The organism is Moraxella pluranimalium (genome assembly GCF_002014825.1).
In the GTDB taxonomy this organism is placed as follows: domain Bacteria; phylum Pseudomonadota; class Gammaproteobacteria; order Pseudomonadales; family Moraxellaceae; genus Moraxella; species Moraxella pluranimalium.
Genome location: NZ_MUYU01000007.1, coordinates 37978 through 59625, shown reverse-complemented (window position 1 = coordinate 59625; position 21648 = coordinate 37978). Strand labels below are relative to the sequence as shown.

The following is a 21648-nucleotide window of genomic DNA, read 5'->3' as shown; positions in this document are numbered from 1 at the left end:
ATAGATACTAAAAACCGAGACTTTGTTAAGTTTCGGTTTTTTTATGATTTGGCTTCAGCGGATAAATCAACTTAAAATCACGCTAGCAAGCAAATAACACAACAGCAGTAATAAGCCAAGCATCAGAATAACGCATCCCAAGCCTAGCACGAACTTAATCAAGCCAAAAACGATTGTAAAAAATGCGACAAAAAAATCATCATACCGATAAAACAGATACGACAACACAAAAAAGCCAATAAATAAGACAATCGTCAGCGCCCAAACCGACATCACCCTACCCCTTAATCGTTGTCAAAATCTGCTCTTTGAGCACCAAAAACTCCTGCGACTGCATAAAGCCATCTTCTTTTGGTATCTCAAAGCGATGCGCAAGCGTTGCCGGAAAGCCTTTTAGTACATAAACGCAATCAGACAGATAAATCGCTTCGTCAATATCATGGGTAATCATCAAGCAAGTCAGCCCCGTTTGATGACGAAAGGCATTAAACCATGCGTACATCTCGGATTTGGTCACAAAATCGAGCGCCGAAAACGGCTCATCGAGTAGCATTAGATGGTCGTTACTCAGATAAGTACGCAGTAGTGCCGCACGCTGTCTTTGACCACCTGACAGCTGATGCGGGTATTTATCCGCCAAGCCATCTAAGCCAAATAAGCCAAGATTAGGCATGATGCGTGCTTGTATCGCCGCCTTATCCATGCCCTGTAGCATCATTGGCAGTGCGATATTATCATAGATACTTTTAAAGGGTAATAACAAGTCTTTTTGGAGCATATAGCCCACTTGCCCCGCCTTGCCCGTACTATCGACACCATCAATGATGACTTGCCCAGACTCTGGACAAATCAGCCCAGCTGCGATGTTAAATAGCGTACTTTTGCCCACGCCACTTGTACCGATAATGCTCACCACCTGTCTAGGTGCGACGCTCAACGATAGATTTTGGAACAATGGCGCATCCATCGTCGCCGTCACAAAGCGGTGGCAAATATCCACCAGTGACAGCTTGGCTGACTTTTGATGAGCCATCAACTCAGTTTGGCAGATAGTCATTGGTCACGCCTGCTTGTGGCGGTAATGGCTTATCCGTCAAGCCCTTATCATTCACCCAACCAAAGAAACGATCCCAGCGCGCATAATCAAATCGCCCCCAGTCGCCTTTGTCATCCAGATACAGCGTCGAGAGATAGGCTTGGCTTTGTTTGGCAAGCTCAGGATTGATCTCAGGTGCGTGCTTGACCAAAATCTCGGCGGATGCTTCAGGATTTTTGGCGGCATACAGATAGCCTTCTTTGATGGCGGCGAGTGCTTTTTTATATTTTTCGGGATTTGCCTTGAGTGCATCAGTATTGGCGATCAAAATCGGTGAATAGTAGTCAAAGATAGGATTGGCATCTTTAAGATAAAAGAAATTGGTCTCAACACCCTTAATCTTGGCATGAATCCCATCCCAACCATAGTATGCCATAATATAGTCAAACTGACCCATGCGTAGTGCGGTCGTCGCATCGGTCGATTCGCCCGGGATTTTGACCAATGGCTCGCCGACAATCTCGGCTACCGTCGCATCATCCACAGGGTCTTCCCAAGTAGAATAACGCTTGCCGTGCAAATCTTTTGGTGATGTCGCACCCAGACTTGCCAAAGACATCAAGCCTGCACTGTTGTGCTGAGCGATGGCAGCTACCGCAGTGATCGGCTCGCCTTTATTGAGACGCTTGACCATATTTGGCTGAAAATACACGCCAAAATCCGCTCGCTGATTGGCAACCAGCGTCGATGTGCTGTCTTCGCTTGGCTGTACAATCTTGGCATCAAAGCCCTGCTTGGCAAAATACCCTTGATCAAGCGCCACATACAGCCCCGTGTGATTGGTGTTCGGCACCCAATCAAGCGCAATAATCAGCTCTTGTAACGGCTGCTCTTGGGCAGCCTGCTTGCTTTCTTGCTTTTGGCAAGCAAATAGCCCTGCACTCATCAGCGCTGCCAAAGTCACACCAACCAACGGGCGAAATTTAAACTTCATCTTCATATCCTTTTTAGAGTCATTGTTGAAATTTATAAGCCATCAGGCGTTTTTCGAGCCATTTGACCAAGGCAATCAGCACCAAAGTCAAAAAGCTAATCAAAAAAATCACCGCAAACATATTATCAAGCTCATAAGACTTACGCACACGGGTCATATACACCCCAAGCCCATGATAGCCACCAAGCCATTCTGCCACCACCGCAGAGATTAGCGCATAGCTTAAGGCAACTTTTAGCCCTGTAAAAAAATACCCCATCGCTGATGGTATCTTAAGATGTCGATAAGTCTGATAAGTCGTAGCTTTCATTGAGCGGAATAAATTGAGCTCGTCTGCCCCCACCGAGCGATAGCCATCAAGTAGCGCAATAGTCATCGGAAAAAACACCGACAGCACCACAAGCACAATCTTTGGTGTGATGCCATAACCAAGCCAAATCACAAGCAGCGGCGCAATGGCAATGGTCGGAATGGTTTGATTGAGCAGCAGCACAGGATAAACGCTTTGGCGAAATCCACGGGACAAATCCATCAATATCGACAGCACAAAGCTTAAGAGCAGTCCAATCATCGTACCGATAAACGCCGTCGCCAATGTGTATTTGGCGTGCATGGCAAGCAAGGCAAAATCATCAATGAACGCCTGCACAATCTGCCAAGGACTCGGCAACAGATAATCTGGCATTAAGCCCATGCCAATCACCGCTTGCCAAACAAGCAAAATCAACAGCACAAGACTGTATTGGCGAGCCAAACGAGATAAGGAGACAGACATGGCAAATGGCAAAATGCGTGACAAAATGATGCTTATTGTAACATAATTTCACCCCAAATAGGCGAGATAATGCCGTCATGTAAGCCAAAAAAATCACCGCAGACTTAACTTGCGGTGAGTTGGATAGATTGCATTTACGCAACTGGCGTATCAGGCTGATGGTCAGGATGTGCCTTGATAAAGGCAGGCAAAGTTTCACAGTTTGCGACGATTTGGTTAATCAGCGGATAGACACTGATATCGACATCGAACCGCTTGGCATTATACACCTGCGGTATCAGACAGCAGTCCGCCATCGTCGGCGTATCGCCATAGCAGAACTTGCCTGCGTGCTGTTTTAGCATCATCTCAAGCGATGCAAAGCCTTGATGAATCCAATGTGCATACCATGCCATCTTGGTCGTATCATCGATGCCAAGCTCGCCTGTCAGATATTGAAGTACTCGTAAATTATTAAGCGGATGCACTTCACAAGCAATCAGCTGCGCCATCGCTCGTACAGTCGCACGCCCAATGGCATCGCTTGGCAATAGTGGCACAGTGTTATCCACTTCTTCTAAATACTCAATGATGGCAAGCGACTGGGATAACACCGCATCATCGACTTGTAAGCTTGGCACGAGCCCTTGTGGATTGATGGCAAGATAATCATCGGTTTTTTGGTCGCCTTTGACCAAATTCACAGGTATGATACTCGCATCCAATCCCTTTAGTGCCAAAGCAATGCGTACTCGATACGATGCCGAACTGCGAAAATATGAGTATAGTTTCATAATTTATCCTTAATAATTGTGCCATTAATCTACTGCCATCAATCCACTTCAGTTAAAGCTTGTAGTGTTAAGCTTATGCCTTATCAAGCTTGGTAATGGTAAAGCCTGTAAATCCAAAAATCAGCGTCAGCACAAAGCATAGGTAGCAAAAGAACGCGTACGGCAGATACGCCACCACAGGCATCCCAAATGTCCCTGCCAAAAAGCCCCCGTACACACCCCACGGCACAAGTGGGTTGATGACTGTGCCCGCATCTTCGATGGTGCGTGATAGGTTTTTTGGGTGTAGTCCAAGTCGCTTATACTCCGGCAAAAACGCATTGCCCGATAGTAGCAAGCTCAAATACTGCTCACCAACAAGCACATTGATACCCAGTGATGTAAACGCCGCTGCCGCCACGCCACGACTTGCCTTGGTCAATAGATGACGCATACCATCAAGTAACGCAGGCAAAATACCCAAGCCCTGTAGTAGTCCGCCCAATGACAGTGCCAAAATCACGAGTAGCTGGCTAAAGAACATACTTTGTAGTCCGCCACGGCTGACGATTTTGCCAACATCCCCCAAATTAAGATTTTCTGCTGGTGCATAGCCTGTAAAGAACCAATTACCCAAATCAGACAAGCTTGGCGTACTGTGCGTAAAGGTAAGCGCCAATGACACCGCAATGGTCGCTGAAATGGTATAAATGGCATTGACTCTCAGAACTGCCAACACAACAAGCATCACAAATGGCAACAACGCATAGCTATGCACCAAGCCACTCGTGATAAGCTGTTCTTTGAGCACAGCGACATCGCTTAAATCCGCTGCCAAGTGCGCATCTGACAAGAACCAAAACAATCCTGCGCTGATGAGCCAAGCTGGCACAGTGGTGTACATCATATTTTTGATATGGTCAAACAAATCCACACCAACAATGGATGCGGCGATACTGGTCGTGTCTGACAGTGGCGACATTTTATCACCAAATAATGCGCCGGAAACCACTGCGCCGGCGACGATGGCAGGGTTTGTGCCGAATGCTGCCGCCATGCCCAAAAACGCCACACCAATCGTCGCACAAGTCGTGAAGCCACTACCAAGCGCAATGCCGACAATGCTCGATAAAATGAATGCCGATAAATAAAACATATCAGCGGACAAAACACCAAAGCCATAATAAATCAGCGTCGGAATTGCCCCAGACATCATCAAAGCCGACACCAATAGCCCAATGAATGAGAACAGATAAATCGCCCCCATGCCCGCCCCGACACCGCTGATCATCTTATCTTGCATGGCGTCAAATTTGACACCCTTGACAAGCCCAAACATCATCAAGCCGATAATCACCAACAGTAGCGACAGATGCGGTACCCAGCCCCAAGCAATCATGGTTACACCCAAGACGATGACCATCACAATCGCCATCGGTACGGCGGCGCTTGGACTGATTTTTAATAATGGTTCGTGTTTGTTTTGTTCGTTCATATCCATATCCTTAACACTCAAAATGGATAGCAAAGCGGTAAAAAAAGCCAACATCAATCAACCATTATACCATGACCGCCAGTAGGCAATCATGTCGAGAGCAACACGAATATCCATCACGACTGCGCCGATTTGTCATTACTATAACAAACTTTTGGCACGCAATGCTTACACAAAAACTGATAAATATCGCAAAAATGGTGATATATCCCTAATCGATCATTTGCTATCCATCGCAAAAAAAAAGACACCCACCAACCCAAAGCACAGTTTGAGATGATCAACACTTGGGATGATGGATGATGTCCGCCGTTATTTGGCGGCATGGTTAATAACGCTTATTCCACCGCCAGCGCACCACGGCGAATTTGGTCACGCTCAAGGCTTTCGAACAATGCCTTAAAATTGCCTTCACCAAAGCCTTCACGATAATCGCCCTTACGCTGAATAAATTCAAAGAACACAGGGCCAAGCGCCGTTTCTGAAAAAATCTGCAGCAACAGTCGTGGCTGACCGCCTTCGGTCGTACCATCGAGCAAAATACCACGAGATTGTAGTGCTTTGACATCTTCGCCATGATTTGGCAGACGCTCATCAAGCATCTCATAATAGGCATCATTTGGCGCAGTCATCAGCGGAATACCAGCAGCGCGTAGCTTGTCAATCGCACCGAGCAAATCATCGGTCAATAGCGCAATGTGCTGAATGCCTTCACCGCCGAACGCCATTAGATACTCTTCAATCTGACCGCCACCCTGCTTGGCTTCTTCATTCAGTGGAATACGAATTAGCCCATCAGGTGCTGTCATCGCACGGCTGGTTAGCCCTGTGTATTCGCCTTTGATGTCAAAATAGCGGATTTCTTGGAAATTGAACAATTTTTCATAAAATTTCGCCCAATAATCCATACGCCCACGATAGACATTATGCGTCAAGTGATCAACGATTTGAAAGCCATAGCCCACCGGATGACGATCCACGCCTTCGATAAATTCAAAGTCAATATCATAAATGGATTTGCCTTCTTCAAAGCGATCAATCAGATACAAAGGCGCACCGCCAATGCCCTTAATCGCAGGCAGGCGAAGCTCCATCACCGATGTAGCGATATGCACAGGCTGTGCACCAAGCTCAATGGCACGCTTATAAGCAAACTGTGCATCACGCACACGAAACGCCATACCACACGCTGATGGGCCATGTTCATTGGCAAAATACATCGCTTCAGACTTCGGCTCACGATTGATGATAAAGTTGATACTGCCTTGACGGTACAGTAGCACATCTTTGGAGCGGTGTTTGGCAACGAGCGTAAAGCCCATTTTTTCAAATAATGGCTCAAGCACATTTGGTGTAGGGCTTGCAAATTCTACAAACTCAAAGCCACACAATCCCATTGGGTTTTCGAATAAATCTGCCATAATCATTCCTTGTTTGGTTCAAAAAATAAATCCAACGATACTTGTAAAGGATATGTGCCTTATCTTAAAATAGCGCCAACAAATGCACAAATTGATTTTTTCTTGAATTTATCGGATTAGACCATGAATATCACTTTTCGCCAGCTCAAGGCCTTTGTCAGTGTCGCTCGCCACAAAAGCTTTACTAAAGCCGCTGATGAGCTACATTTGACACAATCATCCTTGAGCGGACTGATTAAAGAGATGGAAAATCAGCTGGATACTCGGCTATTTGACCGAACCACACGGCAGATGCACCTATCCGAAGCAGGCGAGCGACTACTGCCCCACGCCCTGCGGGTCATTCATGATATGCAGGTGCTGGGTAATGAGATTGCCGATCTCAAGGATTTTCATCAAGGCAAGGTGCGTATCGCAGCGCCACAGCAGCTTGCCGCATCTGCCATGCCCGAGCTGATTAAGCAGTTTAAACAAGCTTATCCTGATATTCAGGTCAATCTGATTGACTGCTCTGTCGAAGATGTGATCAATTCTGTGCAAACACTCGAAGCGGATCTGGGCGTTGGGCCTGCATTTGCTTATCATACCGATTTGTCAGCGACCGAGCTGTTTTCATCGCCGTTTCAGTTGGTGGTACGCCCCGATCACCCACTAGCATCTCGCACTGATTTGACTTGGGATGCGATGAGTGATGGCGAGCTGATTACACTCCAAGAGCCATTTGCCAAATACATCGCCGATCACTTGCCACTTGATATCAGTAGTAAGGTATTTCGAAGTGATTATGAAGTGAATTTTTTGTCCACAGCGCTTGGTATGGTCAAACAAGGGCTTGGCATGACAATGGCACTTGGCTATGCTAAGCCTTGGGTAGATGAACAAAACCTTGTCATGGTACCCATCAGCGAACCACAAATCAGCTACAAATTTTTGTTATACAAACATCGCTATCGCTCGGCATCGCCTGCTGTAATGGCGTTTGAAGCGTTTTTGACCAGATATTGTAGAGCTTGGCACGCTTAACCCAACTTTTAACCATTGGTTCATTAATTAATCTACTGGAATATTTATGAAAATTTTTAAATTATGTTTGTTGCTTGTTGCATTTTTTGGTGTACAAATACAAGTTCTAGCACAAGAAAAAATTTCAAGATGAATTCGGCTTATACCGCCTCAAAACTCATGATGATTTATCATTTGAATTTGAAACGCCCAATGATGAAACCCCTTTAATTTCATTGGGTTTTGATGATTTTGACAATGAATATTTTTATCATCCAAAAATCATCCATCAAGATGGCAAAGCAATCGCCAAAGTTGCGATTAGTTTTAGATTTGCACAATTATTTCCTGTACAAGCAGAAAATGAGCATGATGATACAAGTCCATCTTATTCATGGTATGATGTCATTGATGCGATTTGGTTATTTGATTGTCAGGGTTCGGTGCAGGTCGCCAATCAAGTCTTTATTCAAAATTCTGGCGTTGCCAAAACCGAACATGAGCCAACTGATTGGAAACAAATCCAAACGGGCACAAAGGCGGCGGCTCTGCAAGCAATCCTGTGCAAATAAATTTGATTTAAATGGTACTTGAATAGTACTTGCAAATTTTTTAACCATCGTTATAATGGCAATAACTCTTGATTTATGTAGGATATAGAGCCATGAAACAATTTTTGGCAAAATTTGCGCTAATGTTAGGCTTGGTAGCGACCAGCACGCCTGCACTGTCTGCACCGGTATTTTTACTTGAAAATGACGATGGTGACGCCTTTTATTATGATGATGAATTTGACTACTCAGAAGACGGCATCACGGTAACGATGTATATTGAGCGTGCAGAAGTCCGCACTAACGACGAAGGTTATGGCTATGATGCCACGGTCGAAGAATGGACTTATGATTGTAGTGACAGTACAGTGCGTGTCGATGATGAGTATTATTATTTTAATGATGAATTGGTTGGCACATCGCTTGGTATTGGCGAATGGGAGCCCGTCCAAAGCGGTACGGTTGGTGAAGATATGCAGTCGGTGGTTTGTTCATAATTTAATCAACCGCACTCACACAACAAAGCACGGCTTTAAACCGTGCTTTTTTTATTGACAATATAATTCGTGAAGCTGAGCAATGAGCTGAACCACTTTTGGATCTGCCACACGATAATAAACATACTTGCCCTGTCTTTGGGTATGCACAATTCCTGATTTACGCAAAACACCCAACTGTTGGGATAGCGTTGGTTGTGCTACACCAGTCAAATGCTCAATCTGACTAACATTGAGCACACCATCACCTAGTACACAAACGATCTTAAGTCGCTCAGGATTAGCAAGCATCTTAAGCACATCCATCACCTGCGGCAACGCATCAAAATTCATGGCCGTGTCTTCAGATGCACCTGTGATCGGTTGCGTCATTTATTTACCCAATTGTCAGTTAAGTTATGTAATTTATTTATGTTAGCATATTTTTGTTAAAACAGCTATCATTATATAATTTTATATATTATAATAAAATAAACTATTATGAATTAGGAATTGCAATGCACCCTTTTTTGTTGGCTTTACTCGGCGGTATGATGATAGGCGTAGCAACTGTTGGCTATCTACATACCACTGGTAAAGTCGTTGGCATCAGTGGTATGATTGCCTCATTACCTAAGACCAAAATTAGCTCTGCGCTGTTTTTCTTGGTGGGGATTGGCTTATCAGCTGTGCTAGCATCGATGTTTGGTTGGATAGATGGGGATAATGTGATACTCACACACTCTACTGGACTGCTCATGATCGCAGGTATGCTTGTCGGTTTGGGGACGCGATTAGGCTCGGGCTGCACTAGCGGACATGGTATTTGTGGCATTTCACGGTTATCACGACGCTCGATTGTGGCGACGCTGACCTTTATGACGGCAGGGATATTGACCGTGCTTATGATGCGATTATTTGGTATAGTGGCGTAGGTGCATGATGACTCAATTTTTCAAACATATCTTAGCACTTGGGTTTGGGCTATTATTTGGGGCGGGATTATTGGTGTCAGGCATGGCAAATCCCGCCAAAGTCATTGGCTTTTTGGATGTTTTTGGCTCATGGGATCCAAGCCTTGCCTTTGTGATGATGGGTGCGATTGGCGTGGCGATTGTACCATTTGGACTTGCCAAACGACAAACACACACGCTGATCGGTGAGACTTTTAGCCTGCCAACTGCTCGCATCATTGATGCGCGGCTGATTGTCGGTGCGGTACTATTTGGTGTCGGTTGGGGCTTGGTGGGGATTTGCCCTGCACCTGCAATCAGTCTAGCGGGTCTGGGTCAACTGCAATCACTGTACTTTATCATACCAATGCTGATCACCATGTATCTGCATGATGTTCTTAATAAAGGATAAGATAATGATTGTTAAAGAGTTTTTTGATAAAGACAGTCAAACTTTTAGCTATGTCGTCGCTGATGACACAAGTGGTATCTGTGCCATTATTGACAGCGTACTTGGCTTTGATATGCCAAGTGCTCGCACCGATACCACACTTGCTGATGACATCATTGCCTATATCAGCACACACGCATGGACGGTGGCATGGCATCTTGAGACACATATTCACGCTGATCATCTGAGTGCCGCCAGCTATCTAAAATCCAAACTCGGTGGGCGTATTGGCATCAGCCACCGTATCGATGAAGCGCAAAGTATCTTTGGCAAAATTTATAATCTTGACTTTAAATCTGCCAATACACTGATGGGATTTGATCATTTTTTTTCAAGATGATGAAAATTTTGCAATCGGCACATTATCCGCCACAGCGATTGCAACATCAGGCCACACGCCTGCTTGTATGAGCTATTTGATTGATGGTGCAGTGTTTGTTGGTGATACGCTATTTATGCCGGATTATGGCACGGCTCGTTGCGACTTCCCAAAAGGTAGCAGTAGTGCGCTATATCATTCGGTACAAAAACTGTATGAACTGCCTGATGACACCACCGTCTATCTGTGTCACGACTATCTGCCACCATCACGGCAAGCATTCATGTATAAGACCACCATCGGCGAACAAAAACAGCACAACATCCATCTAAATAGCACCACCACAGAACAAACCTTTGTCGCTTTGCGTGATGCCAAAGACCGTACACTGCCTGTGCCAAAATTACTTCTACCATCCATACAGGTTAATTTGATGGCAGGTAATTTACCAGAACCAGCGGATAATGGTATAAGCTATCTAAAAATTCCGTTGAATCAATTTTGAGCTGATTTTAAAATATGCCTCACAAATAAACGATAATTTTATCACTTTAACAACTGTATTCTTGTAAAATCTACCAAGTCGATATAATTTTTATCTGACAAAAAAGCCATCTTGGCAACTACCAAGATGGCTTTTTAAGTTTGAACAAATTAAACTTGCGGACGGGCGTTATGTTGCTCTTTATTCATTTTAGACTGCTTTTTTGATTGTTTATTGCAATCTTTTTTGTCATGCTTATTGGCTTGATGTTCTTTTTTAACTGTTTGTGCAGCTGGATTTGGGTCAAGATACTCAGGCTCAGATTTAGCAGCAAATGCAGAAGTTGAAACGGCAAGGCTAAGGATGCCTAGGCTTAGAACTTTGGTTAAGTTTTTCATGGATATACTCTTACAATAAAAGTAATGACGTGTACTGATTGCTATGTTTGATTATTTATTATTATAAAGTATTTGAAAAATATCAGTGTAAATACTATTTATATAGGATTATACAAAGTTTATAATACTCAAAACATCTCAGTGAACAAACGTCAATTTGTTTTGATGATTGTTTATACCACAGTACCGCATTTGGTATGTGCGTATTATAGATAGGATGTTATGTACATTCCATAAGATAAAAGTAGCATTTTCTTGCTTAATCATCCAAACTGTTAAAACCCTTGATATCTTGTAAATATATCAAGGGTTTTGTTACTCAATTTTAATCAAAGCATGGGTCAGGTCGGTAAACTTTTTTTGCATAAAGTAGCGCATCACTCAATCTCAAACGCTTGAGAAATCGCATCATCGAGCCGATCGACAGCAATGATGGTGATACCATTAAACTGACGACTGCCTGCCTGCGGTGCATTGGCTCGTGGCACGATAGCATGGGTAAAGCCGTGTTTCATTGCTTCTTTTAGGCGTTCTTGACCGTTTGGCACGGGGCGGATTTCGCCTGATAAGCCCACTTCACCAAACACGCACAAGCGATTGGGCAACGCCTTTTCACGGATACTCGACGCACAAGCAAGTAGCACCGCCAAATCCGAACCTGTCTCCATCACCTTGACACCGCCGACGACATTGACATAGACATCCATACCGCTCGTATGGATACCACCATGACGGTGCATGACGGCAAGTAGCATAGACAGTCTTTGATAATCAAGACCAAGCGCCATGCGTCGTGGCTGCGCTTGAGAGCTATCGACCAGCGCTTGCACTTCAACAAGTAGCGGGCGAGTCCCTTCACGGCTGACCATCACCACCGAACCTGCAATCGGTTTATCATAGCGGCTCAAGAAAATCGCCGATGGATTGGCGACTTCTTTAAGCCCTGTATCAGTCATGCCAAAAATCCCCAGCTCATTGACCGCCCCAAAGCGATTTTTGACCGCACGAATCATACGAAAGCGACTGTCCGACTCCCCTTCAAAATACAGCACCGTATCCACCATATGCTCAAGCACTCGTGGGCCAGCGAGCGCGCCTTCTTTGGTAACATGACCCACCAAAAACAGTGCCGTGCCCGTCTGCTTGGCATAGCGAGTCAAAATTGCCGCCGACTCACGAATCTGTGCTACACCACCAGGGGCGGACTGTATCATCTCAGTAAAGAGCGTCTGAATCGAGTCAATCACCGCAATGGCAGGCTGTTCAGCAGTCAATGCCATACAGATGGTATCCACATTGGTCTCAGCCAGCACTCGCAAACGGTCGGTCGGCAGGCCAAGTCGCTTGGCACGCATCGCCACCTGCGATAGACTTTCTTCACCTGTGATATACAGTGCAGACCCTGATAAGCTATCGCCTGCCGCCATATTGATGGCAGTTTGTAGCAGGATGGTTGATTTGCCAATCCCTGGATCACCGCCAATCAGCACCACCGAACCTGCCACCAGTCCACCACCGAGCACCCTATCAAACTCGCCAATCCCTGTCGGCATCCGAGTCTCAAGCGTCACACCCACGCTATCAAGCGTCATCACGCCACTGGTCGCGCCTGCATAGTTGGCGGTCTTTCGGGGGGCAGCTGCCGCAGTGCTTGATTTTTTGGTGTGGTGTGGCAAGGCGGTATTGGGCGCTTCAATCAGCGTATTCCACTCACCGCAGTCGGTGCATTGCCCTGCCCATTTGCCGTACATTGCACCGCAGTTTTGGCAGACATAGCTGGATTTGGCTTTTGCCATAACTATTCCTAAGGCTTAAGATTTAACGAGATTGTAGCATTTTTATGGATTTTGACAAGGCTTTATCGTGCCTTTTATAACCCAAATACAGCCCAAACTAAAAAGCCCAAATCCGTGATTTGGGCTTTAATCTTAAGATACAGCATTAGCCGTATCGACATCAGCTATAATGTACTGGCTCTTCGTCATAGACATGAGCGTGCCAAAAATTCGCCTGTCGCTGAACCACGCTAGCAATCGCCGCATGAATCATCGCTTGACCGACCATGCGAGCATCACCGCCAAGCATCTCTTTGACCTTATCCGAAAAAGCAATACTCACCAGTGCTTCAGTATCGCCCACTTCACGCAGGGTCATCACGCCATTGGCATCTTCGACGAACTCAAGCATGGTTTCTTGTGCCATCGGCGTGCGTTTGTTGGCAGATTTACGGCGTTTTGGTTTAGAGCTTTCATCTGCTTGCACATCGTCACTGGCTTTTTTGCGCGTGCGTCGCTTTGGCTTTGGCGTATCCACTTCATCTGTGGCAGAGCTATCATCAGCATTAGCGGCTTTTTTGCGAGTACGGCGTTTTTTTGGTGCTTCAACGGCTTCGACTGCTTCAACTACTTCATCGGTCTTTACTTGTACATCACGGCTATCAGTGTCTGCATCGGCTGATTTGGCGGTGGCTTTGCGTGTACGGCGTTTTTTTGGCTTAGGCAGTGGTGGCAAGCCCAACTCTTCAGCCATTTTTTCGACGATGGTTGGGTCAATGCGTTCAGCAATCGCTGCCGCTAGCGTGTCAGTCACCACAGGATTTGCGCCATGTTCCATTTCTAAGAAAAACAGCTCGTGCAGCACACCCAACGCATCATCTGCATCCAAATTGGCTTTGCAGACATCATCAATCATCTGCAAACGCTCATCAATCGACAGCGCCTGCCACATTTGCGAATGTTCTAAATAATCGTCGTCATGCATGGGTAATGTATTCCAAATCAATTTGTGTCATTTTGCTCATTGATATGGGCGGTGGTGCGTATTTTCAAGGTCATCGCCAGTAGCGAAGTTTTGCCATCATAAACAAAAACGCCACAAACATCCCCAGATAGTACGCCATCTTGACATCAAAGCTGTCATCACGCCATTTCATCGGCATCGCCACAAGTGCAGTAAAGGCAGGAATGATGATTAAGCTGACCAGCCAATTTTCGAGCACGTGTAGCCACCCTTCGAGCCCACCATAGCGCAGACCCGATAAGCCAATCAAAAGACAAGCAATAATCAGTAATAAAATCAAGCCCTTAGGGATACCGACCGGCGTGATGGCATCAGGAATGAGTTTGTTCAGCATCAGCTATATACCCCCATGATGGATAATAGCGCCACCACTGACAACAGCCAGCCGAGCGTCAAGGCATTGCGTGGATGAATTGATGCTTTGCCCATTTTGTTAAGTCCGACACTGCCAAGCCACATCAGTGCAGGCAATACGATGACAAAAAATGGTACAACGACCATCGCATGACGCAAGACCGCAGCCACATCATCCCCGAACATCAAGCGAAAGCCATAGCCAGCGACGCTTAGCACGATACTTGCCAAGCACAGACCAATGGTGAAACTCATTGGCACAACGCTTTTTTGAGCACTCATCAAGCACCCACCTTGGCAAGCTCATCACGCATCGCATCAATGACTGCTTTGTAATCAGGCTGATTAAAAATCGCACTACCTGCGACAAACATATCAGCACCCGCTTCAGCGATGGCACGGATATTGGCAACATTGACACCGCCATCGACTTCCAGGCGAATATCACGACCGCTATCATCGATACGCTTGCGTACCGCTTTGAGCTTATCAAGCGTACCATCGATGAATTTTTGACCACCAAAACCTGGGTTGACGCTCATGAGCAAAATTTGATCCACTTTATCAATGGTATAATCCAAATAATGTAGCGGTGTCGCAGGATTGAACACCAAGCCGCACTTAGCACCACCATCTTTGATCAGCTGTAAGCTGCGATCGATATGCTGTGTGGCTTCAGGGTGAAAAGTGATGATATCCGCCCCCGCTTTTAAAAACTCTTCAATCATGCGATCCACAGGTGATACCATCAGATGTACATCAATCGGCGCTGTGATGCCATAGTCTTTGAGCGCTTGGCAAACCATCGCACCAAAGGTCAGATTGGGTACATAATGATTGTCCATGACATCAAAATGCACCACATCAGCACCAGCATCCATCACGGCTTTGACATCATCGCCAAGACGGGCAAAATCCGCTGACAAAATCGATGGTGCAATCAAATAAGGCTTGGTCATAATCGTATCCACTATAAAGATAATAATCGTATATCATACCAAAAAAGCAATCAAACATAAAGAAAATCAGCACAAACAAAAAACGGCTTGGCAAAACCAAACCGCTTTTTGTAGATTAAGCGAACGCTGATTATTTAGCTTGATACGCCAATTTGACACCAGCGATATAGCCATCATTGTCAGAGAACTCGCCAGCTGTCATACCATTTGGTAGATTAGCGGTTGCATCACCGAATTTCAGATATTTACCACCGACAGACACTGACCATTCAGGGGTGACGTTATATTTCGCACCCAAGCCCACACTGTAGTAGCCTTCGATAGGACCTAGCGTGCTTGCTGGGTTGCCAGCACCTGAATCATAGCCAACAGTGCCTGATACCGCAAGCTTATCGTTTAGCTTTTTACCAAGTCCGACTTCAGCCGCCCACTGGTCGTCTGAATAACTAATGATTGGCAAGCCAGACAAAGCTGTATAAGTGGTTGGTTTAATGTCAAAATTTGACCACGGCACATAGCGTACTTTAGCAGTCAATAGCGTCGTTGGGTTGACACCAGTTTGGAAGTCTAGGTTATAAGACTCTGGCAAAGTTACCTTAAAGTCCTTGGTGGTTGCAGGATTAAGGCCGCGCAAGGCGACATTTGGGAATACTTCAGCGATACTGGTCTCATGCTCAATCTCTGAGCGGTAAGTCAAAGCAGCTTTTAGGGCGATCTCAGGCTTGCTATAAGCAACACCCGCTACCCAGCCTACAGAAGTATCTGTGCTGATTTTGGCATCATAGCCAGATGCAGCTTGGTAAGCGATGCCACGCAGGTGTACTTCACCATTTAGGCGCTGTGCTGCAGGACCGCCATAAACTTGGAAATTGCGCTTTTCACCGAATTTAGCACCAACCAAAGCAGTCACATTATTGGTACGAATTTCTACATTGGTACCTTCACCGTCAAGCGCAGTAGCATTAGCTGCAACGGCTTCCAAGCCGTTTGCCGCACTCGTGGCAGCAGCTTGAATTGCTGCAAGCTGTGCAGGAGTCATTTGTGCTGCAGCTGCACCCATCAAACCTGCTAGCTGTTGTGGATTTTTTAGCATTGCTGCAACTGCTTGAGCTTGCTGTGGCGTGGTAATGCCAGCAGCGATTTGACCAACTTTTTGCTTGACATTGTCTGGCAACGCAGAATTTGCCAATTGAGATGAAATAAGATTAACGCCTGCCACAGTTGCGCTATTGGCATCAGTGACAAAATTATTATCGCCCATATATTGAACCGCTGCACCAAATGGCTCATCATAGAGTACACCGACGCTAAAGCGATCATTAACATCCGCTTTCACACCAAAGCGGAAAAAGTCATAAGCTTCTGCGCCATCGCCAGTTGCTTTGCCTTGTACATAATTATTGGTTGCAGCGCCAGCTGTTACGCCATTATCATGACCTGATACATCAGCATCGATATAAGTATAAACAAATTCAGCATAGGTACCGTCTTGCAAGAATGCGGTGACATCCTGACCTGAACGATCCAAACCTGCTGCTTGTGCTGTAGTCGCTGCCAATCCTGCAACAACGGCCAGCGTTAATGATTTATAGCCAAATGATACACTCATAGTATTCTCCAAAGTTTGAGTTCCCTAAATCCACAAAACACCGCTACTTTCTTACCTAAATGTAAGCAAATGTTTTGTCTTTTGTATATTAAATCAAAATAAATCGCAACACAAGCAAAAAATACACCAAAATCATGCCAAATACTGATAAATCGCATTTTTTTGATGTATTTTTTGACTCTGATAAATGGATGACATCATCAATAATGTGGCGGTCTATCGGCAAGCAGATCAAATGGTGCAACGCCTGCATCTTCTTTGGTGGTCATCTGTGCATAGATGAGCTTGAGCTGATCTTGTAAATCCATCAGCTGACGGTCTTGGCGGGCGATGACTTCATTGAGCTTATCACAAGTATCTTCTAGGAAGCTTAAGCGTGTTTGTAGCTCAATGATATCATCATAGCTTGGGGATGTTGTACTCATGGCGTATGGGTTTATGCTGCTAAAAGTTGCCAATATTGTACACAATTTTTGGCGAATTTTTGGTATTATATGCACCTTTATACCAAATTTTTTCTATACATTGACTGTTTTATGGCATTAATACAACTCAAAAATATCCACTTAGCCTTTGGTGTCGCACCAATTTTGGACGGGGTAAATTTTAGCCTTGAACCCAATGAGCGTGTGTGCTTGATTGGGCGAAATGGCGAAGGCAAATCCACCCTGCTTAAGCTCATCACGGGCGATCTGCACGCTGATGATGGCGAAGTGCTAATCAAAGACGGCACTAAGATTGCCATGCTCGCCCAAGATGTACCCGATGGCGATATGGCGGTCTTGGATGTGGTAATGAGCGGTAATCAACACATCGCCGATACACTCAAAGCCTATCAAATCGCAAGCGATGCCTGCGGTCTGGGTGATCATAAAGCTTGTGATGAGATGAGTCATCTACAGCATACATTAGATGTGCTACACGGTTGGGACTTTGAGCGTAAGGCTCGTGCCATCATTGATAGCATGGGGCTGGATGCAACCGCCAAGCTTAGTGAGCTGTCAGGCGGTCGTAAGCGCCGAGTACTGCTCGCCCGTGCACTGGTCACTGAGCCTGATGTGCTACTGCTTGATGAGCCGACCAACCATCTGGATATTGAGAGCATCGACTGGCTTGAAAATTTCTTATTAAATGAGCGTTTGACCGTGCTATTTATCACCCACGATCGCAAATTCGTCGATCGTCTTGCCACTCGCATCATTGAGCTTGATCGTGGTCAGCTGGGTAGCTATGATGTCAATCAAGGCGCAGGCGGCTATGCCCGCTACCAAGAGCTCAAAGAGCTTGAGCTTGCCAGTGAACAAAAAAGCTTTGCCGAATTTGACAAAAAACTCGCCCAAGAAGAAGCATGGATTCGTCAAGGTATCAAAGCGCGCCGCACTCGTAACGAAGGTCGTGTGCGCGCCCTAAAAGCTCTGCGTGAAGAGCGTAAAGCCCGCCGTGATGTCGTCGGCAATGTACAAATCAGCCAGAATACATCCGAAAAATCAGGTAAAATCATCTGCGAAGTCAATCATCTGACACTTGAGTATGGTGATAAGATTTTATTAAAAGACTTTAGTACATTACTACTGCGTGGCGATAAAGTCGGTATCATCGGCAAAAATGGCGTTGGTAAGACCACCTTAATAAAAACCATCTTAGGATTGGATAATTCTGCCGTCAAACAAGGCTCAGTCAAGCTTGGTACGAATCTTAATATCGCCTTTTTTGACCAATTAAAAGATGACCTAGACCCCGAAAAATCGGTCGCAGACAATGTCTCTGAAGGCTCAGACCATGTCGAAGTTGGCGGTCGCAAGACGCATATTTTGGGTTATCTACAAGACTTCTTATTTAGCCCAAATCGTGCTCGCACCCCTGTCAAAGCCCTATCAGGTGGCGAAAAAGCCCGAGTACTGCTTGCCAAATTACTGCTAAAACCTGCCAATGTCTTGGTGCTCGATGAGCCGACCAACGATTTGGATATGGCGACACTTGAGCTACTCGAAGAGTTTGTGGTGAATTTTGATGGTACGGTGCTACTCATCAGCCACGACCGTGCCTTTATGGACAATGTCGTCACCCAAACTTGGGTCTTTGACACCGATAAGCATGGCAATGGCGTGGTGCTTGAGTATATCGGCGGTTATGAAGATTATTTGGTGCAACATGAACGGTTTTTGGCAGCCAATCCAAAACCTATGGCAAAACCTACTGACAATAAAGCAGACAAAGTAGAGCAAACAGACAAACCTGCCCAATCTGCAACCGCTACAGCGACTGCTCAAAAAACCGAAACCAAACGCAAACTGTCTTATAAAGAACAGCGAGAGCTTGAGAGCCTACCTGATGAAATCGCCGCTTTAGAAACCGAGCAAAGTGAACTTAATGCCAAGCTAGAAGATGGCTCGTGGTTCACCACAGATTTGGCGGCAGCTACAGCAGCAAGCGGGCGACTGGGTGAGATTGATGAATTATTACTTGCCAAGCTTGAGCGCTGGGATGAGCTAGAGAGTATTGCCAAATGAGCTGCGACAACCATCAATGCGGCTGTGGCGATACAAAGCCTGTCAGCACCACGCCCGCCATCACGCTGACGGATAATCATAAGCAGACGCACATTGCCGAACCTAAGCCGTTTCAATGGGCATTTTTACACCCAAAGAACTGGGGATTTTGGCTGGCGATGGCGCTGATTTTGCCACTCATCTATCTGCCGCTACGGATTCAGTTTATGATTGGGCGAGCAATTGGCAAGCTTGTGTTTAAGTTTGTCAAACGACGGGTCAATGATACGCTGACCAACCTTAAGCTTGCCTTTCCCAATAAGACTGATGACGAACGCCAAGCCATCGCCCGCCAAGTGTTTATCAATCAAGGCATTGGTATTTTTGAGAGTCTGTGCGCATGGTTTCGCCCCAATGTCTTTGTGCGTAGCTTTAGCATCTCAGGGCTTCAGCACCTTGTCAATGCCCAAAAAGACGGCAAGGCAGTGATTTTGCTCGGCGGTCATTATACGACACTGGATTTGGGTGGCAGACTGTGCACGCAGTTTTTTGGTGCTGATTGCGTCTATCGTCCGCAGAATAACGCGCTACTTGAATGGTTCATTTATAACGCACGCCGTCGTATTTTTGATGAACAAATCTCTAGCCGTGATATGAAAAAACTCATCACCCGCATCAAGGCTGGGCGAGTGATTTGGTATTCACCCGACCAAGATTTTGGGCTAGAGCATGGCGTGATGGCGACATTTTTTGGCGTACCTGCTGCCACCATCACCGCACAGCGTCGCCTTGCCAAGATGGGCGATAAGTCCAATCCGCCTGCGGTGATGATGATGGATATGGTGCGTCAGACGCCTGATTTTATCCCGTCGGGTCGTCGTCCGCATTATCATATCACCTTAAGCCCTGCACTTGAAAATTATCCATCTGCCGATGAAGTCGCCGACGCCGAGCGTATCAACCGCTTAATCGAAGCCAATATCCAAAAAGATGTCAGCCAATGGATGTGGTTTCACCGTAGGTTCAAAAATCAAGCCGATGGTACGAATTATTATCAAAAATAACTAAACTATGAAATCATCTCATCAGGAAAGCCGCTCATGAAAATTCGCACGCTTGCCAAACTGTGTGGCGTACATCGCTACAAGAGTGATACGCCAACACCTGATGAGATTTTTAATGATGCCAACAAACGCATTTTTCATCAAGATGATGCCCTATTTCAGCTGTCCAACATTTTGCATTATCATTTAAGAAATCTTGAAAATTACCAAAAATATTCAGAACGAAAATCCAAGTACAACAGCTTTTTGCTTTATGGTCAAACCCAAAACATTGAAGGCGATTATCTACAATTTAAGCCAGCAGTACCTGCACCGCTACGCCAGCCGCCCATCTTTTTGACCGGTACTACAGGCAGCGGCAAAACGCATATTATTAAGCAGCTCTGCACACATCTTGATTTGAATTTTGCTATTGTTGATAGCACACATTTGGCACCCCAAAGCTATCGTGGTCGAAATATTTGCGATGTCGGCGAACAGCTACACATCGATGCCAAAGGTGATGAGCTCAAATTGCAGTTTTCGGTGGTGTTTTTTGATGAATTTGACAAATTATTCGCCTATCGGGACTCATCTTTTTCTGAATTTCGTCGCTCTATTGCCACTGAATTATTAACTTTGGTTGAAGGCAACGCCCTGTTTCCTTGTCGCACCGAAAGCCTGTCATTTAATTCTGAAAATGTCTTATTTATCTTAGGCGGCAGTTTTAACCTTACTAAGGTCAAAGACGATAACAGCGGTATCGGCTTTACCACGACACCACCAACCAACGCCAAAGCCAAGCCACCAAGCACCTTGATGGAGCTGTCAAATCTTGGCTTGCCCGATGAATTGGTCGGTCGCTTGGGTAAAATCATCACCATGCAGCCCCTAGACGGTACGATGCTGAGTGATATTTTGCTTAACAGTCCAACATCGCCGTTTGTACTGCTCAATAATAAGTTGCGCATGGTGCAATCGATTGCGACCATCAGCCCAGACACCATCCAAGCCTTGATTGACCAAAACCAAGAAGCCATCAAGACCTTTGGTGTGCGTGGCTTATATCAAGGTTTTAATGCACTGCCTTATCTTGCCACATTGCTCAATGAAGCGGTGAATAATTGTCAAGAAGAAATTTACAGTCAATTTGAATTAGGTTTAGATAAATATCAAGTCATCTATTCTGTTGATGAAGAAGAGGACGAGGAGGAGGCTGAAGAATCTTTGGAAAAACCATTTTTCAATACCTATATCAGCACGCCCAATGATGATATTCCATTTTAAT

General features: G+C 45.5%; 23 protein-coding genes and 1 pseudogene. 9 read left to right on the top strand and 15 right to left on the bottom strand.

Annotated elements, in window-relative coordinates:
* Positions 1-277: 277 nt before the first annotated feature.
* From B0680_RS03235 to hppD, 6 genes are all read right to left on the bottom strand, one after another.
* On the bottom strand, positions 278-1057 hold the full coding sequence (locus tag B0680_RS03235; protein ID WP_228143742.1) for an ABC transporter ATP-binding protein: 780 nt from the start codon (positions 1055-1057) through the stop codon (positions 278-280).
* Positions 1038-2030, bottom strand: a complete 993-nt coding sequence (locus B0680_RS03230; protein ID WP_228143741.1) for an ABC transporter substrate-binding protein — start codon at positions 2028-2030, stop codon at positions 1038-1040. Before B0680_RS03230 ends, B0680_RS03235 begins: the two co-directional genes overlap by 20 nt.
* Positions 2031-2049: 19 nt before the next feature.
* Positions 2050-2805 carry an ABC transporter permease gene (locus B0680_RS03225; RefSeq protein ID WP_078253649.1) on the bottom strand — a complete coding sequence of 252 codons (756 nt, stop codon included), beginning with the start codon at positions 2803-2805 and terminating at the stop codon, positions 2050-2052.
* Between the two features lie 134 nt (positions 2806-2939).
* Positions 2940-3578 (bottom strand): maleylacetoacetate isomerase, encoded by a 639-nt coding sequence (gene maiA / locus B0680_RS03220; RefSeq protein ID WP_078253611.1) that lies wholly within the window; start codon positions 3576-3578, stop codon positions 2940-2942.
* 73 nt (positions 3579-3651) lie between these two features.
* Positions 3652-5052, bottom strand: coding sequence for a Na+/H+ antiporter NhaC family protein (locus tag B0680_RS03215; RefSeq protein WP_211271251.1), 1401 nt, complete (start codon positions 5050-5052; stop codon positions 3652-3654).
* A 338-nt stretch (positions 5053-5390) separates the two neighbouring features.
* Positions 5391-6473, bottom strand: a complete 1083-nt coding sequence (gene hppD / locus B0680_RS03210) for a 4-hydroxyphenylpyruvate dioxygenase (RefSeq protein WP_078253610.1) — start codon at positions 6471-6473, stop codon at positions 5391-5393.
* A gap of 123 nt (positions 6474-6596) precedes the next feature.
* Here hppD and B0680_RS03205 point away from each other — a divergent pair, with 123 nt between their 5' ends.
* From B0680_RS03205 to B0680_RS03195, 3 genes are all read left to right on the top strand, one after another.
* Positions 6597-7496, top strand: coding sequence for a LysR family transcriptional regulator (locus tag B0680_RS03205; protein WP_078253609.1), 900 nt, complete (start codon positions 6597-6599; stop codon positions 7494-7496).
* A 215-nt stretch (positions 7497-7711) separates the two neighbouring features.
* The gene (locus tag B0680_RS03200; protein WP_078253608.1) at positions 7712-8047 is read left to right on the top strand and encodes a hypothetical protein; all 336 of its coding nucleotides are present in this window, start codon (positions 7712-7714) and stop codon (positions 8045-8047) included.
* 92 nt (positions 8048-8139) lie between these two features.
* Positions 8140-8523 (top strand): surface-adhesin E family protein, encoded by a 384-nt coding sequence (locus B0680_RS03195; RefSeq protein WP_078253607.1) that lies wholly within the window; start codon positions 8140-8142, stop codon positions 8521-8523.
* Positions 8524-8574: 51 nt separating this feature from the next.
* On the opposite strand, the gene B0680_RS03190 is transcribed toward B0680_RS03195, so the two are convergent.
* Positions 8575-8856: an ArsR/SmtB family transcription factor gene (locus B0680_RS03190; RefSeq protein WP_143821340.1), complete on the bottom strand. Its 282-nt coding sequence runs from the start codon at positions 8854-8856 to the stop codon at positions 8575-8577.
* 164 nt (positions 8857-9020) lie between these two features.
* Between B0680_RS03190 and B0680_RS03185 the strand changes: the two genes are divergently transcribed.
* The 3 genes and pseudogenes from B0680_RS03185 to B0680_RS03175 all read left to right on the top strand — a co-directional run bounded on the left by B0680_RS03185 (position 9021) and on the right by B0680_RS03175 (position 10730).
* Complete coding sequence (locus B0680_RS03185) at positions 9021-9437, top strand: YeeE/YedE family protein (protein ID WP_078253605.1); 417 nt, start codon at positions 9021-9023, stop codon at positions 9435-9437.
* 7 nt (positions 9438-9444) lie between these two features.
* Positions 9445-9867: a YeeE/YedE family protein gene (locus B0680_RS03180; RefSeq protein ID WP_078253604.1), complete on the top strand. Its 423-nt coding sequence runs from the start codon at positions 9445-9447 to the stop codon at positions 9865-9867.
* 4 nt (positions 9868-9871) lie between these two features.
* A pseudogene (locus tag B0680_RS03175) lies at positions 9872-10730 on the top strand (MBL fold metallo-hydrolase).
* A 149-nt stretch (positions 10731-10879) separates the two neighbouring features.
* On the opposite strand, the gene B0680_RS03170 reads toward B0680_RS03175, so the two are convergent.
* From B0680_RS03170 to B0680_RS03135, 8 genes are all read right to left on the bottom strand, one after another.
* The gene (locus B0680_RS03170; protein ID WP_078253603.1) at positions 10880-11107 is read right to left on the bottom strand and encodes a hypothetical protein; all 228 of its coding nucleotides are present in this window, start codon (positions 11105-11107) and stop codon (positions 10880-10882) included.
* A 377-nt stretch (positions 11108-11484) separates the two neighbouring features.
* Entirely contained in the window at positions 11485-12903 is a 1419-nt protein-coding gene (gene radA, locus B0680_RS03165; RefSeq protein WP_078253602.1) for a DNA repair protein RadA, read from the bottom strand.
* A gap of 160 nt (positions 12904-13063) precedes the next feature.
* A complete protein-coding gene (locus B0680_RS10945; protein ID WP_228143740.1) occupies positions 13064-13867 on the bottom strand; it encodes a hypothetical protein in 804 nt (267 codons plus the stop codon).
* Positions 13868-13937: 70 nt separating this feature from the next.
* On the bottom strand, positions 13938-14240 hold the full coding sequence (locus B0680_RS03155) for a hypothetical protein (protein WP_078253601.1): 303 nt from the start codon (positions 14238-14240) through the stop codon (positions 13938-13940).
* Positions 14240-14542, bottom strand: coding sequence for a hypothetical protein (locus B0680_RS03150; protein WP_078253600.1), 303 nt, complete (start codon positions 14540-14542; stop codon positions 14240-14242). The genes B0680_RS03155 and B0680_RS03150 overlap by 1 nt, the downstream gene beginning before the upstream one ends.
* Entirely contained in the window at positions 14542-15219 is a 678-nt protein-coding gene (gene rpe, locus B0680_RS03145) for a ribulose-phosphate 3-epimerase (protein WP_078253599.1), read from the bottom strand. Before rpe ends, B0680_RS03150 begins: the two co-directional genes overlap by 1 nt.
* A gap of 130 nt (positions 15220-15349) precedes the next feature.
* The gene (locus tag B0680_RS03140; protein WP_078253598.1) at positions 15350-16828 is read right to left on the bottom strand and encodes an OmpP1/FadL family transporter; all 1479 of its coding nucleotides are present in this window, start codon (positions 16826-16828) and stop codon (positions 15350-15352) included.
* Positions 16829-17028: 200 nt separating this feature from the next.
* On the bottom strand, positions 17029-17253 hold the full coding sequence (locus tag B0680_RS03135) for a SlyX family protein (RefSeq protein ID WP_078253597.1): 225 nt from the start codon (positions 17251-17253) through the stop codon (positions 17029-17031).
* Positions 17254-17364: 111 nt separating this feature from the next.
* On the opposite strand from B0680_RS03135, the gene B0680_RS03130 reads away from it, so the two are divergent.
* Genes B0680_RS03130 through B0680_RS03120 form a run of 3 tightly spaced genes read left to right on the top strand, consistent with a single transcriptional unit; the run spans position 17365 to position 21647 of the window.
* The gene (locus tag B0680_RS03130; RefSeq protein ID WP_078253646.1) at positions 17365-19338 is read left to right on the top strand and encodes an ATP-binding cassette domain-containing protein; all 1974 of its coding nucleotides are present in this window, start codon (positions 17365-17367) and stop codon (positions 19336-19338) included.
* Complete coding sequence (locus tag B0680_RS03125; RefSeq protein ID WP_078253596.1) at positions 19335-20381, top strand: LpxL/LpxP family acyltransferase; 1047 nt, start codon at positions 19335-19337, stop codon at positions 20379-20381. The genes B0680_RS03130 and B0680_RS03125 overlap by 4 nt, the downstream gene beginning before the upstream one ends.
* A gap of 36 nt (positions 20382-20417) precedes the next feature.
* A complete protein-coding gene (locus B0680_RS03120) occupies positions 20418-21647 on the top strand; it encodes an AAA family ATPase (RefSeq protein WP_078253595.1) in 1230 nt (409 codons plus the stop codon).
* Position 21648: the final 1 nt, after the last annotated feature.

Excerpts from the sequence above, each read along its gene's own strand:
- maiA (WP_078253611.1), bottom strand. The coding sequence starts at position 3,578 with ATGAAACTATACTCATATTTTCGCAGTTCGGCATCGTATCGAGTACGC.
- B0680_RS03150 (WP_078253600.1), bottom strand. The coding sequence starts at position 14,542 with ATGAGTGCTCAAAAAAGCGTTGTGCCAATGAGTTTCACCATTGGTCTG.
- hppD (WP_078253610.1), bottom strand. The coding sequence starts at position 6,473 with ATGGCAGATTTATTCGAAAACCCAATGGGATTGTGTGGCTTTGAGTTT.
- B0680_RS03125 (WP_078253596.1), top strand. The coding sequence starts at position 19,335 with ATGAGCTGCGACAACCATCAATGCGGCTGTGGCGATACAAAGCCTGTC.
- B0680_RS03140 (WP_078253598.1), bottom strand. The coding sequence starts at position 16,828 with ATGAGTGTATCATTTGGCTATAAATCATTAACGCTGGCCGTTGTTGCA.
- B0680_RS03190 (WP_143821340.1), bottom strand. The coding sequence starts at position 8,856 with ATGAATTTTGATGCGTTGCCGCAGGTGATGGATGTGCTTAAGATGCTT.
- B0680_RS03215 (WP_211271251.1), bottom strand. The coding sequence starts at position 5,052 with ATGAACGAACAAAACAAACACGAACCATTATTAAAAATCAGTCCAAGC.
- radA (WP_078253602.1), bottom strand. The coding sequence starts at position 12,903 with ATGGCAAAAGCCAAATCCAGCTATGTCTGCCAAAACTGCGGTGCAATG.
- B0680_RS03235 (WP_228143742.1), bottom strand. The coding sequence starts at position 1,057 with ATGACTATCTGCCAAACTGAGTTGATGGCTCATCAAAAGTCAGCCAAG.
- B0680_RS10945 (WP_228143740.1), bottom strand. The coding sequence starts at position 13,867 with ATGCATGACGACGATTATTTAGAACATTCGCAAATGTGGCAGGCGCTG.
- B0680_RS03130 (WP_078253646.1), top strand. The coding sequence starts at position 17,365 with ATGGCATTAATACAACTCAAAAATATCCACTTAGCCTTTGGTGTCGCA.
- B0680_RS03170 (WP_078253603.1), bottom strand. The coding sequence starts at position 11,107 with ATGAAAAACTTAACCAAAGTTCTAAGCCTAGGCATCCTTAGCCTTGCC.
- B0680_RS03180 (WP_078253604.1), top strand. The coding sequence starts at position 9,445 with ATGACTCAATTTTTCAAACATATCTTAGCACTTGGGTTTGGGCTATTA.
- rpe (WP_078253599.1), bottom strand. The coding sequence starts at position 15,219 with ATGACCAAGCCTTATTTGATTGCACCATCGATTTTGTCAGCGGATTTT.
- B0680_RS03205 (WP_078253609.1), top strand. The coding sequence starts at position 6,597 with ATGAATATCACTTTTCGCCAGCTCAAGGCCTTTGTCAGTGTCGCTCGC.
- B0680_RS03195 (WP_078253607.1), top strand. The coding sequence starts at position 8,140 with ATGAAACAATTTTTGGCAAAATTTGCGCTAATGTTAGGCTTGGTAGCG.
- B0680_RS03135 (WP_078253597.1), bottom strand. The coding sequence starts at position 17,253 with ATGAGTACAACATCCCCAAGCTATGATGATATCATTGAGCTACAAACA.
- B0680_RS03225 (WP_078253649.1), bottom strand. The coding sequence starts at position 2,805 with ATGTCTGTCTCCTTATCTCGTTTGGCTCGCCAATACAGTCTTGTGCTG.
- B0680_RS03230 (WP_228143741.1), bottom strand. The coding sequence starts at position 2,030 with ATGAAGTTTAAATTTCGCCCGTTGGTTGGTGTGACTTTGGCAGCGCTG.
- B0680_RS03120 (WP_078253595.1), top strand. The coding sequence starts at position 20,418 with ATGAAAATTCGCACGCTTGCCAAACTGTGTGGCGTACATCGCTACAAG.
- B0680_RS03155 (WP_078253601.1), bottom strand. The coding sequence starts at position 14,240 with ATGCTGAACAAACTCATTCCTGATGCCATCACGCCGGTCGGTATCCCT.
- B0680_RS03185 (WP_078253605.1), top strand. The coding sequence starts at position 9,021 with ATGCACCCTTTTTTGTTGGCTTTACTCGGCGGTATGATGATAGGCGTA.